Raw genomic sequence first — 14,428 nt, 5'->3', positions numbered from 1 at the left:
AGATGCAAGCTTTTGAACACCGTTTGTTCGGAAAGAGGGACTGTGACAAGATTTTTGTCACAGTCCCTCTTCATTAAAAAAATGTTTACTTCATTTGACGTATATTATTGGTGAGGCTTCAATTCATTTGGCTTCACTTTTTCTGTTTCTCTAATAATATAAACAGGACGTTGTTTCGTTTCTAAGAAGATTTTTCCGATATATTTTCCGATGATTCCAAGACATAACAGTTGGATTCCGCCGATGAATAGGAAGATCGAGACCATGGAAGGCCATCCTGATGTAGGATCACCAAACAGCAATGCCCGCAAAATAATGAACAAGATCGCAATACCAGAACAAACACAAGACAAAGCGCCGATAAATGAAGCAATCGTCAATGGCGCATCGGAGAAGTTCACGATACCATCAATCGAGTAGTTGAACAATTTCCAGAAGGACCAAGATGTTTCACCAGCTACACGTTCGCGGTTTTCATAAGAAATATATTCTGTTTTGAATCCGACCCAACTGAATAATCCTTTTGAAAACCGGTTGTATTCTGTTAGTTCTAGGACAGCATCCACCATTTGTCGGGTCATCAAACGGAAATCACGAGCGCCATCGACCATTTCTGTATCGCTGATTTTATTGATCAACTGGTAGAATTTTTTCGCAAAGAAACTGCGGATTGCAGGCTCACCTTCACGAGTCGAACGCCGGGTGCCGACACAATCGATATCAGAAGTAGTGATTCGTTCAATCATCTCAGGAAGCAGTTCAGGCGGATCTTGCAAGTCAACATCCATAACAGTCACTAAATCTCCTGTAGAAGCTTGTAATCCTGCGTATAGAGCCGCTTCTTTCCCGAAATTTCTGGAAAATGAGACAAAGCGGACATAAGGATAAGCTGCAGCTAGCTTCTTGATTGCTGCTAACGTACCGTCTTTTGATCCATCGTCAATAAATAAATATTCGAACTCATGGGTACCTTTGAATTTTTCAACCTCATCAAAAAAAAGAGGAACCGTTTTTTCTTCATTGAAACATGGGACAACAATTGATACTTTCATCGTTTCTATCCTTTCAATCGTATGTTTATATATGGTTTACACTCAAAATTTAATAAACCTTAAATAACACCTTTTAAATTTGATTTTACGTAAAAGAACAGGTATTCTTTTGGTAAACTACCGTATTTAGTTTACCATGTTTCCTCGGTTTATCAAACTTTTAAGAACAATTTTTAGTAGTTGGCAAGTAATTTCGGACAGAGAAAAAGGAGGAAGCTCCAGTCTGTTGACCAGGAGCAAACAAAATGAAAATACACACACCTATCGGCTTTTTATGGTTAGATGCAGATGAATCCGGGTTGACTGCTGTATCTTTTCAGCCAATTTCAGAAAGCGAATCAGCGAATCAGCAAATTTTAACGCGCACACAGGAACAGTTTGAAGAATATTTTGCGGGAAAAAGAAAAGAATTTGAAGTTCCTTTATCTATAAAGAGAGGTACGCCTTTTCAGCAAAATGTCTGGAAAGCTTTGTCGACCATTCCTTATGGAGAAATCCGAACGTATAAAGAAGTAGCCGTTGCTGTCGATAGTCCGAAAGCTGTGCGAGCGATTGGACAGGCAAATCGAACCAATCCATTGCCAATCGTTATTCCTTGTCATCGAGTGATCGGGCAAAATGGAAAACTGACAGGATATATGGGAAACGCAACAGATGGAGTCGAAATCAAACGCCAATTGCTGCTATTAGAAGGGTATCTGCAAAATTAAAAAACAGTTGTGATTTGAACATTGTTCCATGCGAGAATCACAACTGTTTTTTCGTGTTTATTCTAAAGTTTGATCAGCCAAATAAATAGTAAAGCCATCACTGTTTGGAGAAGCCCGACAGCCAATCCGTAAGATAAGAAACGTGTACCTTCTTTCATGAATTTTGCAAAGTCTAAACGCAGCCCAATTGCCGCTAAAGCAGTGATCTCAAACCAGCTACTGATAAAATGTGCCGATTGGTCAATAACTACAGGTAAAGAAAACAAACTGTTGACCAAACAAAAGATTACAAACCCTAATACATACCAAGGAAGCGGTAATTTTCGTTTTTTCTGCGTATTAGTCGGTGTTTTAAACAGAGCTGGTTGTTTCTTGCGCATGAATTTTTCAAACAAATAGACAACAACAACAAGCATCATGATACGTAGAATCTTAAACAACATGGCAAATTCGACAACAGAACTGTCAAGCAAACTTGCACCAGCGACTACTTGACCCACAGATTGGAGTGTGCCACCTAAAAGTGCGCTTTTTTCAATGAGATTTCCGCCGAATAGCTGTAATCCAAGAAAAGGGAGGGTCAACATCATCACAGTACCTAGTAGATTGACCAGTGTGATGATCTGTCCTTTTTCTTCCTCTTTTGCATGGATGGAAGGGGCGATCGAAGCAATAGCAGAAGAACCACAAACAGCGTTTCCTCCAGCCATCATCAAAGAAGAAGTATCGCTGAATTGCAGTTTCTTACCAATCAAGTAAGCACCGATGATAGTGATTGACATCTGTAGTAACACAAAAACAATTCCTTTTACACCAATTTGAGCAATCGTTTGAGCGGTGACAGTTGCACCTAGTAAAAAAACAGAGAATTCCAATAGTTTGCTTTCAGCGAATTTTGTGCCGATTGCTAGAACAGGCTGTTTAAAAAAAGTATTTCCTAATAAAATACCCAATAAAATAGCAATAGTCGCTCCACCTAACTGTGGTAGATAAATAGCAAGAAGCCGGCTGACGGCAGCAATGGCAAAAGAAAGCAGTAACCCGGGCAAAATCTCGCGGACCGCTGAATCCTTTACAGATTTTATTGGATGTGACAATGATTTCATTTGATTGGTTCCTTTCGTCAATAAATACTAAAAGCATACTCGAACATAGTAGCACTAAACCAGTATTTTGACAAAAGAATAAGAGGCCGTGACAAAAGTCTTGTCACAACCTCTTGTTTCGAATAAACGGTGTTCAAAAGCCTGCATCTGCGGTAATAAGCCCAACCAAATCAAAAACATGAGAAGCTGTTTTTGATTGGCTGTTCTTATTGCTTGATGCAGGGCAGCTTTTTCACGACCTCTTCACTAAACGGTGTTCAATCAGCTGACCCTCGGTATTAGCTCAACAAACGGCAAAATATGAGGAACTATTTTTCCGTTTGTTTCTCTAATACTCAGGTCAAAACGCTGATTTCACAACCTCTGATACACGGTGTTCCAGAAGTAGCTTCTTCGGAAATAAGCCGAAATTTCACAAAAATTTGAGAAGCAATTTTCGTAAATTCCTTCTTATTTCTTGAAGCTGACCACTTCTGTCACAGCCAATCGAATCAATTATGAAGGGATTTTTTTAGAAACAAATTTTCCATGTTTGCTATGTTCTTTAGTTAAGAAACGTACGTAATGAGCAAGCACGTAGAAGACAACTACACTTGCAAACAGACATTCCGCAATTTTTAAGAAATCTAATACGCTACTATAAATACCTAAACTGTTGAAGTAATGAACAGTAGTAAATAGAGCTGTTGCAGAGATAACAAGTGGGAATGTAAAGGCTGCGTAGCTTGGATAAAAACGAAGCTTGAACAAGCGTGGCAGCATAGACAGCACAACGAAATACAATACTTGAGATAAAACGAACAACGCTACGACAAGATAAAAGTTAGGTTCTGCAAAGTTTTTCAGGTAACCTGTCAGGCAAAGAGAACCAGGTGCTGCAACGATCGTAATCAGCGGACGTGTCGGATGAGCCATATTTCTTACGAAAAAGACGCGTTTGATGATGATTGGCAATAAGAACGCATAGCAGACCAATGAAATCCAAAAGAAGATTTTTCCAATAAGTGGGAAGAAGTTCCCAGCAGTTACAGTGATGACCCCAAACCCAACATAAATGATAAACCAGCTTGGATAAATTGCTTCAATAGAAAGATCAGCTTTGATGACATGGTGATAATTGAAATAAAAGACCAGTATCACTTGGAAAATAACTGCGCACAACCAAATGAATTTGACAATCGGTACAATACTTTCATATGAAACAAAATAAGTACAAATAACCATGAGTGACATCGTAAAAGTTGGTGAAACGGAGGCGATGATCGGATCATGCAACGTTTGTTTCGTATGCTCAAATAAGATAAACAATTTAACAAAAATGAATATCATAAGAATCATTGAGATACCGCCAGTTAGATTGCCTAAAGCGACATGGTGATAGTCTTTAAACAGATTTCCAAGGGAAGCTAACCCAAGGATCAACCCGCAGATTGGGATCGGAATAATTTTCAAAAAGTTCTTCATATATATATTCTCCTTTTTATTTAATAGATTTTAGTACCAAGATGAACGAATACATTGTAAAATGAATAGGTCTGTATGATTACGAGCAAAGCAGACAGCTGATTGTCTTGTCTGAGTTACTAGTTGGATCAGCAACTGTTTTGTTGTACATTTCTATTATAGATGGTTTTTTGTATATTTAAATCAAATAGTTTTTATAGTAATTATCATAAAAAGTTATGGAAGTGGTGCCATGTTTAAGTTATTAACGACTTTTCGAGCAGTATATGAAACAAGAAATTTTTCTAGAGCAGCAGAAGTACTGTTTTTATCTCAGCCAGCCGTCTCGAATCAAATCAAACAATTAGAGCGGGAGTTGAATATTGATCTTTTTCAGCGTAATGGCAGAAAAGAGATGCTTCCAACTAAGCAAGCCGATTTATTATACGAGCGGACGCTGGTTTTATTAGAAGAATGGGAAGAGACCCAGCAAAAATTGCTCAATGAACAAAATGAAGAAGAAGTATGTCGGATCGTTGCTTCCCACACATTTGCTGTCTATCTTTTGCCTCAGTTGATGAAACATCTGATCAAAAGGTTTCCTAAAGTGCATTTTGAGATCGAGATCGCGAATTCACATGAATCATTAGAACAAGTAGCGAAACATGAATCCGATTTTGGTTTTATCGAAAAGCCATTAGAGACTTCCGGCGTACAAAGGTACTCTTTGATGGAAGACCAGCTAGTCATTGCTGGGGACCCAAAAAGTAAATTGTGGCTTGTAAGAGAAGCAAATTCTGGCGTTTTTCATTACACACAACGTTATTTTGAAGAAATGAACATCCAAGATAAGAAAATGATCGTGAAAAGCAATGATGTGATCGTTGCGTTGCTGAAGGAAGGCATCGGACGCTCGATTTTATCTAAGCGCTCTGTGCCAAAAGACGTGCCAATGATTCCGTTGAATTTCCATCGGTATTTTTATTTCATCCAACGAACCAATCTGGTTTCTGATCAGCTGTTAGAGATTGCTGAAGAGATCCTTCGATACAATGAAAGCACAGAAACTTCTCACAGCGAGGAGAATCTCAGCTGATAGATAATTGCATGTATCAAAAAAAGTTCTATGATACACTAAAGATAAGCAGTAGGCTTTTGCCCTTCGTTTGCTCAAGCAGCTGCACAAACGGAAAGTTAATTTTTCCCAAATGTCTGTGGAAAGACTTTCCATTATCTAACTGGACCGCTATAATAATCAGCAGTATGGTTTTTAAGAAAAGGGATGAAACATGGAAAAAAAATTAAAAGCTTCGAACGATAATCGTATTGATTATGGCGTGATTTTACCAGTCTTTCTGTTATGTTTGATTGGTCTGCTCTCATTATATGTAGCACTTAGCCATGATCCGAACAATCCAGCAGTCTTGAAAGGCGTAGGGATGCAAGTTGTCTGGTATTTAGTTGGGGCGGCAGCAATCGTTGTCATCATGCATTTGAATTCCAAATGGATTTGGAAACTGACTCCTTACCTTTATGGCTTGGGGTTAGTAGTAATGGGACTCTTACTGGAATTCTATGACAAGAATTTAGCCGATTCTACAGGTTCTAAAAACTGGTTCCGATTCGGTGCGTTCACCTTCCAGCCAGCAGAGCTAATGAAGATCGCGTATATCTTGATGATGGCGCTGATCGTGACCAAACATAATACGCAAGTAAAAGAACGGACGATGAAATCGGACTTTTGGCTGATTGGGAAGCTCTTGATCGTGACGATACCGGTTTTAGCGTTGATCATGGCCCAAGATGACTTTGGGACGATGCTCGTCTTCCTTGCGATCTTCGGCGGGATATTCTTGATGTCTGGGATCTCTTGGCGTATTATCGCCCCTGTAGTGATCTTAGCAGTAGTCGTTGGTGCAGGAACGATTTTCTTAGTGACGACTGAAGGCGGAAGAGACTTGCTTTACAAAGTTGGTTTCAAATCTTATCAATTTGCACGTATTGATTCATGGCTGGATCCTTTCCATGATACGTCTGGGATGAGTTATCAGCCGGCACAAGGACTTTTGGCAATCGGCACCGGTGGCTTGTTTGGTAAAGGATTCAATGTAAGCAATATTTATGTGCCTGTTCGTGAGTCCGATATGATTTTTACCGTTATCGGTGAAAACTTCGGCTTTATCGGTGGTGCATTCGTCATTTTCTTGTATTTTATTTTGATTTATCGTATGATTCGGGTGTGTTTCGATACGAATAATGAATTTTACGCCTATATCGCAAGCGGTTTGATCATGATGCTGCTGTTCCATGTCTTTGAGAACATTGGAGCAAATATCGGATTACTTCCTTTAACAGGGATCCCATTGCCTTTCATTAGCCAAGGAGGATCTTCGATTTTAGGGAACATGATCGGTATCGGGTTGATATTATCGATGAGATACCAAAATGAAGCACCTGCAAGATCTTCAAGGAGGTAAGAAAATTGTACACCTTTTACTGGTACCCGAAATGTTCAACATGCAAAAAAGCCAAAGCGTGGTTAGACCAGCATGGCGTTAGTTATCAAACTGTTGATATGATCAAAGAAGTACCGAAGGCCTCAACGATTGAGACTTGGCTAGAAACGAGTCAAGTACCAATCCGTCGCCTGTTCAACACAAGCGGGATGAAATATCGGGAACTTGGACTGAAAGATCAAGTAGGCGAGTTTACGGCTTCAAAAGCAAGCCAAGTCTTATCGACAGATGGCATGCTGATCAAGCGGCCGCTGATCGTGCAAGAGGACCAGCTTGTTGCAATTGGATTCAATGAAAAAATTTATGAAGGAGAACTGATATAAAATGGCAGGCAAACATTTGAAGAAAAAGGACAACCTTTGGATCTTATTTAATGGAAAAGAATACTGTGTTGGTTTGACAAATGAAGCGCAAGAAGAACTCGGAGACATCACGTTTGCCAATTTGCCAAAAGCAGGACAATCGCTAAAAAAAGATGAACCTCTGATCGAAGTCGAAGCGGAAAAAGCTGTCAATGAATTTGCTAGCCCGCTAACGGGTACAGTTTCTTCTGTGAATGATAAAATCGGTGAAGATATCAATATCTTGAATGATTCAGATGAAATGAATGCGTGGATCTTAAGTTTCAAAGATGTTGATCCAAAAGAATTTGACGAATTATAAAATCAGAAAATCACTTGAAAAAAGTTGACACTGATTCTTCCAGTTGCTATAATCATAAGCAATCCTATATGAAACGAGAAAGCTTTGAAAAGAAGAGTACATGTCACGGACGTTTGAAGAGAGCCCTGTTTGCTGAAAATGGGTAACGAAAATGAGATGGAAGATGGTCTTAGAGCAGAGTAAGCGAGCGTAAGCAAACTTACTACGGGAGTGCCCGTTACAGCGCGACAGTATACGGAAAGAAGCTAAGTCCAAGTACTGGAAGAGGCTGTTATTGCGAAGTAACGGTAAATCAAGGTGGTAACACGGAAGTTCAAGCTTTCGTCCTTTTGCTTAAGGCAAGAGGGCGAAGGCTTTTTTGTTTGAAAAATCATAAGAGAAAGATGTGAATGGCATGTCATTAATCCAACTAACGAATGTCAAAAAGACATTCAATGGGAAAAACGGAAACATCCAAGCCGTCAATGACGTTTCACTAAACGTTGAAAAAGGGGATATTTATGGAATCGTCGGCTATTCTGGCGCAGGAAAAAGTACATTAGTTCGACTCCTGAATGGACTTGAGCTTCCCACGAGCGGCGAAGTGATCGTAAACGATCAAGATATCACAAAATTAAAAAACAAAGAATTACGTACATTCCGAAAGAAAATCGGTATGATCTTCCAGCATTTCAACCTGTTATGGTCAAGAACTGTACTTGAAAATATCCAGCTGCCGTTGGAATTAGCTGGTGTACCAAAGAGCAAACGAAAAGAACGAGCAGAAGAATTGTTGCGTTTAGTCGGGTTAGAAGGACGCGGACAAGCGTATCCTTCACAACTTTCCGGCGGACAGAAACAACGTGTCGGTATCGCACGAGCATTGGCAAATGATCCTGAGATCCTGCTTTGTGATGAGGCTACGAGTGCATTGGACCCGCAAACAACAGAAGAAGTATTAGACTTATTGTTAGCAATCAATAAGAAATTGAATTTGACCATCGTCTTGATCACACATGAAATGAATGTGATCCGCAAAATCTGCAACAAAGTCGCTGTGATGGAGTTGGGGAAAGTCGTAGAAGAAGGAGACGTGTTGACTGTCTTCAGACAACCGAAAAAAGAAGTAACCAAACGTTTTGTACAACAAGACATCGAACCAGAAGCTGATTCGACAGAACTATTAGCTGAACTCATCAAAGAAAATCCAAGCGGCCGTTTGGCAACTTTGACCTTTAGCGAAAGAAATGCCAACGAGCCAGTCATTTCCCAAGCGATTCGACGCTATAACATTGATGTCAATGTCGTATACGGGAAAATCAAACAAGTAAAAGAAGGTTCCTTTGGTTCATTGACTGTCTTGATGACAGGTGAAACCAAAGAATTAGATCAAGCAGAAGTGTTCATTAAAGAACAAGGAGTAGGAATTGAGGTGATCCATCGTGGATAAAAGCTTTTCAGAAACATATCTAGATTTTAAACAAATCAATCCGGAAACGATGAATCAGGCCATCCTTGATACACTATATATGACATTGATCTCAATGGTCTTAGTGACGATCATCGGATTAGTTTTGGGATTGATCCTTTACTCTATTGGACGCAAAAACAAACCGTATGCTCGAATCATTTACGGGATCGTATCGATCATCAGTAATATTTTCCGGTCAACACCATTTATGATTCTGATGGTTTTGATCATTCCATTTACTAAAGCAATCGTAGGCACTATGCTAGGTGCGCAAGCAGCCATTCCAGCTCTTGTTTTATCCGCGGCACCATTTTATGCCCGTCTAGTAGAGATTGCTTTTCGTGAAGTCAGCCCTGGCGTACTGGAAGCAGCAGATGCAATGGGAGCAAGTTACTGGGAAATCATCTGGAAGGTCTTGATACCTGAAAGTATTCCCGCGTTGATTTCTGGATTAACAGTTACAACGATCTCGATGATCGGATTTACCGCCATGGCCGGAGCGATCGGCGCAGGTGGACTTGGAGGTCTTGCTTGGCAGGAAGGATACCAACGTGGTAATCTGACAGTGACATTCGTTGCGACTTTAATTATTTTATTAATCGTATTTATCGTTCAAGGAATCGGTGATTTCTTAACTAAGAAAACAGACAAAAGATAATAGGATATAGGGGGATATAGGATATGAAAAAGAAGATTTTTGGATTAGCAGCAGCGCTTTTGCTGACTGTAGGATTAGCAGCATGCGGTAACAACAGCGACAGCAAAGATTCAGCAAATAAAGCAGACGACACGACATTGAAAGTCGGCGCTTCGCCGACACCGCACGCAGAGATTTTGGAACATGTGAAACCATTATTGAAAGATGAAGGAATCGCTCTTGAAATCGTCAAATTCGATGACTACGTTTTACCGAACCAATCTTTGGAAGAAGGCGATATCGATGCCAATTACTTCCAGCATATTCCTTATTTGAACAAAGAAATCAAAGAAAAAGGGTATGACTTTGTCAATGCCGGTGCTGTCCACATCGAACCAATGGGCTTGTACTCTAAAAAAGTCAAAGATGTTTCTGAACTAAAAGATGGTGCAACGATCATCACTTCGAATTCTGAATCAGACTGGGGACGCATCATCACGATTTTACAAGATGCTGGGCTAGTCAAAGTCAAAGATGGAGTAGATCTGGAAACAGCAACATTCGATGATATTGCAGAAAACCCTAAGAACTTGAAGTTCAACCATACGATCGACCCATCACTTTTAGCTTCTACGTACCAAAATGATGAAGGTGACCTAGTCGCAATCAATGCAAACTTCGCTTATGGCGCAGGATTGAATCCATTAGAAGATGCCGTATTACTTGAAAAAGACAACTCTCCTTACGTGAATATCATTGCGACTCGCAAAGGTGATGAAGACAGTGACAAAATCAAAAAACTGATTGAAGTGCTTCACCGTAAAGAAGTCCAAGAATGGATCACAGACAAATGGGGCGGCTCTGTTAAACCAGTAAAGGCTGATGCAAAATAAGGAATGAAACAAAAAAGATGAGAAATAAGTCTGTAACGGCTTATTCCTCATCTTTTTTATACCTATTCTAATTTAGAAATCAAAATTGTTTAATAATCAATAAAAGATATTTGATTTTAGTAAGGAAGATCATTGCGCTTCATTCTCAATTAGTCTAAAATGAGTGAGAACGAAAGAGAATTTGGGGGTATAATGCATGTCTGTCTTAGAAATAAAAAATCTACATGTGTCGATCGAAGAAAAAGAAATCCTTAAAGGCGTAAACCTAACAATGAAAACCGGAGAAATTCACGCCATCATGGGACCTAACGGCACAGGAAAATCAACCTTATCTGCCGCTATCATGGGCAATCCAAACTATGAAGTAACAGAAGGTGAAATCTTGTTTGACGGAAAAAATGTTTTAGACTTGGAAGTAGATGAACGTGCACGACTTGGCTTGTTTTTAGCTATGCAATATCCAAGTGAGATACCAGGTATCACGAATGCGGAATTCATGCGTGCAGCAATCAATGCGAAACGTGATGAAAACGACAAGATCTCTGTTATGGCATTTTTGAAAAAGTTAGATGAAAAAATGGCTTTATTGAATATGCCAGAAGAAATGGCTGAACGTTATCTGAACGAAGGTTTTTCTGGCGGGGAAAAGAAACGGAATGAGATCCTACAATTGTTGATGTTAGAACCAACATTTGCGATTTTAGACGAAATCGACTCGGGTCTGGATATCGATGCTTTGAAAGTCGTTGCTAAAGGAGTAAATGAAATGCGCGGAGACAATTTCGGTGCATTGATCATCACCCACTATCAACGATTATTGAACTATATCACACCTGACGTCGTCCACATCATGATGGAAGGTCGAGTAGTCATGACAGGAAATGCTGACTTAGCTAAACGCCTGGAAGCAGAAGGCTACGCTGGAATCAGTAAAGAATTAGGAATCGACTATAAAGAAGAAGAAGCGTAAGGGGGAGCAAGAATGAAAGAAAAAAACTGGCTCGATTATCTTAACGCGGTAAATGATTTTTCTTTAAGTAAAGGCGAACCTGATTGGATGAGAACCTTCCGTCAAGACGCACTAACAAAAGCAGATGAACTGCCATTGCCGCATATCGATCGGGTGAAATTCCATCGCTGGTCGTTATTCGATGTGAAAGAAACACAAACTATCAGTGAAACAGGCACGATTCCGGCATTTGATGCAATGAAAGACAATCCTGTGCTTGTCCAACAAGGTTCATGGACGATTTTTGAACAACTGCCTGTGGAATTAGCAGAAAAAGGAGTCATTTTTACTGACTTATTCACTGCAATGATCGAATACCCAGAACTAGTCCAAGAATATTATATGAAAAAAGCAGTAAACATGGACGAAGACCAATTGACTGCACTCCATGTAGCTTTTATGAACAGCGGTATTTTCCTGTATGTGCCTAAAAATATCGTGATCGATGAACCACTCGAGTCCTTATTCATTCAAGATGGCGCATCTGATGAGCACTTCTTCAAGCATGTGTTGATCGTGGCAGATGAACATAGTGAATTTTCTTATCTGGAACGTTTCCAGACAACCAAAGAACAAGTAGCAAAATCATCAGGTAACATCATCGTGGAAGTCATCGCTAAAGCTGGTTCAAAAATCAAATATTCAGCTGTAGATCAATTAGGAGAGAATATTACTTCTTATATGAATCGCCGTGGGCACATTTTACGAGATGCTTCTGTCGACTGGGCAATTGGTGTCATGAATGACGGTCATGTGATCGCTGACTTTGACTCAGATTTAGCAGGAGAAGGTGCACACGCAGAAGTCAAAATCGTGGCAATCAGCTCGGGCAGACAAATCCAAGGAATCGATACACGAGTAACCAATAAAGTCCCTCATACAATCGGGCATATTTTGCAACACGGAGTGATCCGAGAAAAAGGAACATTGACCTTTAACGGTATTGGCCACATCCTGAAAGGGGCAAAAGGTGCAGATGCCCAACAAGAAAGCCGTGTCTTGATGCTTTCTGACAAAGCACGTGGTGACGCGAATCCTATTCTTTTGATCGATGAAAACGAAGTAACTGCTGGACATGCTGCCAGTGTAGGACGAGTTGATCCAGAAGAAATGTACTATCTGATGAGTCGAGGATTGCATAAAGAAGAAGCAGAGCGCTTAGTGATTCGAGGATTCCTCGGTTCTGTCTTAACAGCAATCCCTGTAGAACAAGTTCGGAAAGAATTAGTCGAAGTAATCGAAGGGAAGTTGAATGGATGATCGATGCTAAAAAGCTACGCAATGATTTTCCTATTTTATTTCAAGACGTCAATGATGAACCTTTCGTTTATCTGGATAATGCAGCGACGACCCAAAAGCCAAAACAAGTGCTCCAGTCATTAGCGCACTATTACGAACACGATAACGCCAATGTTCATCGCGGTGTCCATACGTTAGCAGAACGCGCAACCCATGAGTATGAGCAAGCAAGAGAAAAAGTACGGGCATTCATCCATGCAGAAGAAACAGCAGAAGTTCTATTTACTCGTGGTACGACGACAAGCTTGAATTGGGTAGCCAGAAGCTTCGGCGACCGCTATATCAAAGCAGGAGACGAGATAGTGCTCTCTTACATGGAACATCATTCTAATGTTATCCCATGGCAGCAGTTGGCAAAACGAACAGGTGCCGTCCTGAAATATATCGATCTAACAGAAGAAGGCTTCCTGGATATGGAGGATGCAGCGAAAAAGATCACGAACAAAACCAAAATCGTTTCCATTGCTCATGTATCCAATGTCTTAGGTGTCATCAATCCTGTTCAAGAATTAGCTGAACTTGTCCATGAAAACGGCGGGGTCATCGTAGTAGATGGTGCACAGTCTGCCCCGCACATGACCATTGATGTTCAAGCACTAGACTGTGATTTCTTTGCTTTCAGTGGACACAAAATGTGCGGACCAACAGGTATTGGTGTCTTATATGGTAAACGAAAATGGTTAGAAGAAATGGAACCCGTTGAATTTGGTGGCGAAATGATCGATTTTGTCGAATTATACGACAGTACATGGAAAGAACTACCTTGGAAATTCGAAGCAGGGACACCAAATATCGCTGGCGCTATCGCATTCGGCCATGCAATCGATTATTTGCAAGAACTCGGCATGGACAATATCCATCGATATGAAGAAGAACTAGCCGCTTATGTGTTGCCAAAATTACAAGCAATCGATGGATTGACTGTTTATGGTCCGCAAGACCCGAATTTTCGGACAGGAGTCGTTGCGTTCAATTTGGATGGGTTACATCCCCATGATGTCGCGACAGCTTTAGACATGGAAGGGGTAGCCGTTAGAGCAGGTCATCATTGTGCACAACCGCTATTGAAGTACCTTGAAGTATCAGCGACTGCTCGCGCCAGCTTTTATTTCTACAACACGACGCACGACGCCGACCGTTTAGTTGAAGCAATCATGGCAACAAAGGAGTTTTTCCAACATGGGACTATCTAAATTAGACAATTTATACCGTCAAGTGATCTTGGATCATTCTTCCCATCCGCATCATCGTGGAAGCTTGACCGACTCGACAAGCAAGATCGAATTGAACAACCCCACATGTGGAGATGTGATCGAATTGCAAGTCGATGTAAAAGACGGAATCATCAAAAATATCGCCTTTGACGGCAGCGGCTGCTCCATCAGTACGGCAAGTGCCTCGATGATGACAGATGCCGTCATTGGAAAATCAATAGAAGAAGCAGAACATTTAACTGTAGACTTTCTACAGCTTGTCCAAGGAAAAGAAGTCCAAGATCCCGACCAATTAGGCGATGCTGCTATGCTTGGTGGTGTAGCTAAATTTCCCGCTCGGATCAAATGTGCGACACTTGCCTGGAAAGCACTAGGAAAAGCAATGAAAAACGATGGTACCGCAGCTTTCCATCATTACCACAAGGAAGAGGAGTGA

Annotated in this window: 15 protein-coding genes and 1 other annotated feature; of the genes, 12 read left to right on the top strand and 3 right to left on the bottom strand. The window is 40.5% G+C overall.

Features of this window, described 5'->3' with window-relative positions:
- Window positions 1-104: 104 nt before the first annotated feature.
- Entirely contained in the window at window positions 105-1,052 is a 948-nt protein-coding gene (locus HMPREF2961_RS01105; protein ID WP_002314560.1) for a glycosyltransferase family 2 protein, read from the bottom strand.
- A 245-nt stretch (window positions 1,053-1,297) separates the two neighbouring features.
- Between HMPREF2961_RS01105 and HMPREF2961_RS01100 the strand changes: the two genes are divergently transcribed.
- Window positions 1,298-1,762 (top strand): methylated-DNA--[protein]-cysteine S-methyltransferase, encoded by a 465-nt coding sequence (locus tag HMPREF2961_RS01100; protein WP_002314561.1) that lies wholly within the window; start codon window positions 1,298-1,300, stop codon window positions 1,760-1,762.
- Window positions 1,763-1,824: 62 nt separating this feature from the next.
- On the opposite strand, the gene HMPREF2961_RS01095 is transcribed toward HMPREF2961_RS01100, so the two are convergent.
- Window positions 1,825-2,868, bottom strand: a complete 1,044-nt coding sequence (locus HMPREF2961_RS01095) for a YeiH family protein (RefSeq protein WP_024635339.1) — start codon at window positions 2,866-2,868, stop codon at window positions 1,825-1,827.
- 495 nt (window positions 2,869-3,363) lie between these two features.
- On the bottom strand, window positions 3,364-4,332 hold the full coding sequence (locus HMPREF2961_RS01090; RefSeq protein ID WP_002314563.1) for a TDT family transporter: 969 nt from the start codon (window positions 4,330-4,332) through the stop codon (window positions 3,364-3,366).
- Window positions 4,333-4,564: 232 nt separating this feature from the next.
- On the opposite strand from HMPREF2961_RS01090, the gene HMPREF2961_RS01085 reads away from it, so the two are divergent.
- The 11 genes from HMPREF2961_RS01085 (at window position 4,565) to sufU (ending at window position 14,428) form a co-directional block, all read left to right on the top strand.
- Window positions 4,565-5,407 (top strand): LysR family transcriptional regulator, encoded by an 843-nt coding sequence (locus HMPREF2961_RS01085; protein ID WP_002314564.1) that lies wholly within the window; start codon window positions 4,565-4,567, stop codon window positions 5,405-5,407.
- Window positions 5,408-5,600: 193 nt separating this feature from the next.
- A complete protein-coding gene (locus HMPREF2961_RS01075; protein ID WP_002312069.1) occupies window positions 5,601-6,788 on the top strand; it encodes an FtsW/RodA/SpoVE family cell cycle protein in 1,188 nt (395 codons plus the stop codon).
- 5 nt (window positions 6,789-6,793) lie between these two features.
- Window positions 6,794-7,150 carry an arsenate reductase family protein gene (locus tag HMPREF2961_RS01070; RefSeq protein ID WP_002308244.1) on the top strand — a complete coding sequence of 119 codons (357 nt, stop codon included), beginning with the start codon at window positions 6,794-6,796 and terminating at the stop codon, window positions 7,148-7,150.
- A 1-nt stretch (window position 7,151) separates the two neighbouring features.
- Window positions 7,152-7,490 (top strand): glycine cleavage system H family protein, encoded by a 339-nt coding sequence (locus HMPREF2961_RS01065; RefSeq protein ID WP_002291179.1) that lies wholly within the window; start codon window positions 7,152-7,154, stop codon window positions 7,488-7,490.
- A gap of 75 nt (window positions 7,491-7,565) precedes the next feature.
- Window positions 7,566-7,822 (top strand) — a binding site (T-box leader).
- 62 nt (window positions 7,823-7,884) lie between these two features.
- Window positions 7,885-8,919: a methionine ABC transporter ATP-binding protein gene (locus HMPREF2961_RS01060; RefSeq protein ID WP_002304234.1), complete on the top strand. Its 1,035-nt coding sequence runs from the start codon at window positions 7,885-7,887 to the stop codon at window positions 8,917-8,919.
- Window positions 8,912-9,598 carry a methionine ABC transporter permease gene (locus HMPREF2961_RS01055; protein ID WP_002287674.1) on the top strand — a complete coding sequence of 229 codons (687 nt, stop codon included), beginning with the start codon at window positions 8,912-8,914 and terminating at the stop codon, window positions 9,596-9,598. The genes HMPREF2961_RS01060 and HMPREF2961_RS01055 overlap by 8 nt, the downstream gene beginning before the upstream one ends.
- Before the next feature lie 23 nt (window positions 9,599-9,621).
- Window positions 9,622-10,470 (top strand): MetQ/NlpA family ABC transporter substrate-binding protein, encoded by an 849-nt coding sequence (locus HMPREF2961_RS01050; RefSeq protein ID WP_002314565.1) that lies wholly within the window; start codon window positions 9,622-9,624, stop codon window positions 10,468-10,470.
- Between the two features lie 196 nt (window positions 10,471-10,666).
- Window positions 10,667-11,440 (top strand): Fe-S cluster assembly ATPase SufC, encoded by a 774-nt coding sequence (gene sufC / locus HMPREF2961_RS01045; protein ID WP_002287679.1) that lies wholly within the window; start codon window positions 10,667-10,669, stop codon window positions 11,438-11,440.
- 12 nt (window positions 11,441-11,452) lie between these two features.
- Window positions 11,453-12,739 (top strand): Fe-S cluster assembly protein SufD, encoded by a 1,287-nt coding sequence (gene sufD, locus HMPREF2961_RS01040; protein WP_002314566.1) that lies wholly within the window; start codon window positions 11,453-11,455, stop codon window positions 12,737-12,739.
- Window positions 12,736-13,971: a cysteine desulfurase gene (locus HMPREF2961_RS01035; RefSeq protein ID WP_002314567.1), complete on the top strand. Its 1,236-nt coding sequence runs from the start codon at window positions 12,736-12,738 to the stop codon at window positions 13,969-13,971. Before sufD ends, HMPREF2961_RS01035 begins: the two co-directional genes overlap by 4 nt.
- On the top strand, window positions 13,958-14,428 hold the full coding sequence (gene sufU, locus HMPREF2961_RS01030; protein WP_002314568.1) for a Fe-S cluster assembly sulfur transfer protein SufU: 471 nt from the start codon (window positions 13,958-13,960) through the stop codon (window positions 14,426-14,428). The genes HMPREF2961_RS01035 and sufU overlap by 14 nt, the downstream gene beginning before the upstream one ends.

The sequence above is a fragment of the Enterococcus sp. HMSC076E04 genome (assembly GCF_001814285.1).
GTDB lineage: Bacteria > Bacillota > Bacilli > Lactobacillales > Enterococcaceae > Enterococcus_B > Enterococcus_B lactis.
Note: the sequence above shows the minus strand (reverse complement) of the source record. Positions and strands in the feature narration are given on the sequence as shown.

What these genes read in the sequence shown, in the direction of transcription:
- HMPREF2961_RS01105 (WP_002314560.1), bottom strand. Translation starts at nt 1,052, where the DNA reads ATGAAAGTATCAATTGTTGTCCCATGTTTCAATGAAGAAAAAACGGTT.
- HMPREF2961_RS01100 (WP_002314561.1), top strand. Translation starts at nt 1,298, where the DNA reads ATGAAAATACACACACCTATCGGCTTTTTATGGTTAGATGCAGATGAA.
- HMPREF2961_RS01095 (WP_024635339.1), bottom strand. Translation starts at nt 2,868, where the DNA reads ATGAAATCATTGTCACATCCAATAAAATCTGTAAAGGATTCAGCGGTC.
- HMPREF2961_RS01090 (WP_002314563.1), bottom strand. Translation starts at nt 4,332, where the DNA reads ATGAAGAACTTTTTGAAAATTATTCCGATCCCAATCTGCGGGTTGATC.
- HMPREF2961_RS01085 (WP_002314564.1), top strand. Translation starts at nt 4,565, where the DNA reads ATGTTTAAGTTATTAACGACTTTTCGAGCAGTATATGAAACAAGAAAT.
- HMPREF2961_RS01075 (WP_002312069.1), top strand. Translation starts at nt 5,601, where the DNA reads ATGGAAAAAAAATTAAAAGCTTCGAACGATAATCGTATTGATTATGGC.
- HMPREF2961_RS01065 (WP_002291179.1), top strand. Translation starts at nt 7,152, where the DNA reads ATGGCAGGCAAACATTTGAAGAAAAAGGACAACCTTTGGATCTTATTT.
- HMPREF2961_RS01060 (WP_002304234.1), top strand. Translation starts at nt 7,885, where the DNA reads ATGTCATTAATCCAACTAACGAATGTCAAAAAGACATTCAATGGGAAA.
- HMPREF2961_RS01050 (WP_002314565.1), top strand. Translation starts at nt 9,622, where the DNA reads ATGAAAAAGAAGATTTTTGGATTAGCAGCAGCGCTTTTGCTGACTGTA.
- sufC (WP_002287679.1), top strand. Translation starts at nt 10,667, where the DNA reads ATGTCTGTCTTAGAAATAAAAAATCTACATGTGTCGATCGAAGAAAAA.
- sufD (WP_002314566.1), top strand. Translation starts at nt 11,453, where the DNA reads ATGAAAGAAAAAAACTGGCTCGATTATCTTAACGCGGTAAATGATTTT.
- HMPREF2961_RS01035 (WP_002314567.1), top strand. Translation starts at nt 12,736, where the DNA reads ATGATCGATGCTAAAAAGCTACGCAATGATTTTCCTATTTTATTTCAA.
- sufU (WP_002314568.1), top strand. Translation starts at nt 13,958, where the DNA reads ATGGGACTATCTAAATTAGACAATTTATACCGTCAAGTGATCTTGGAT.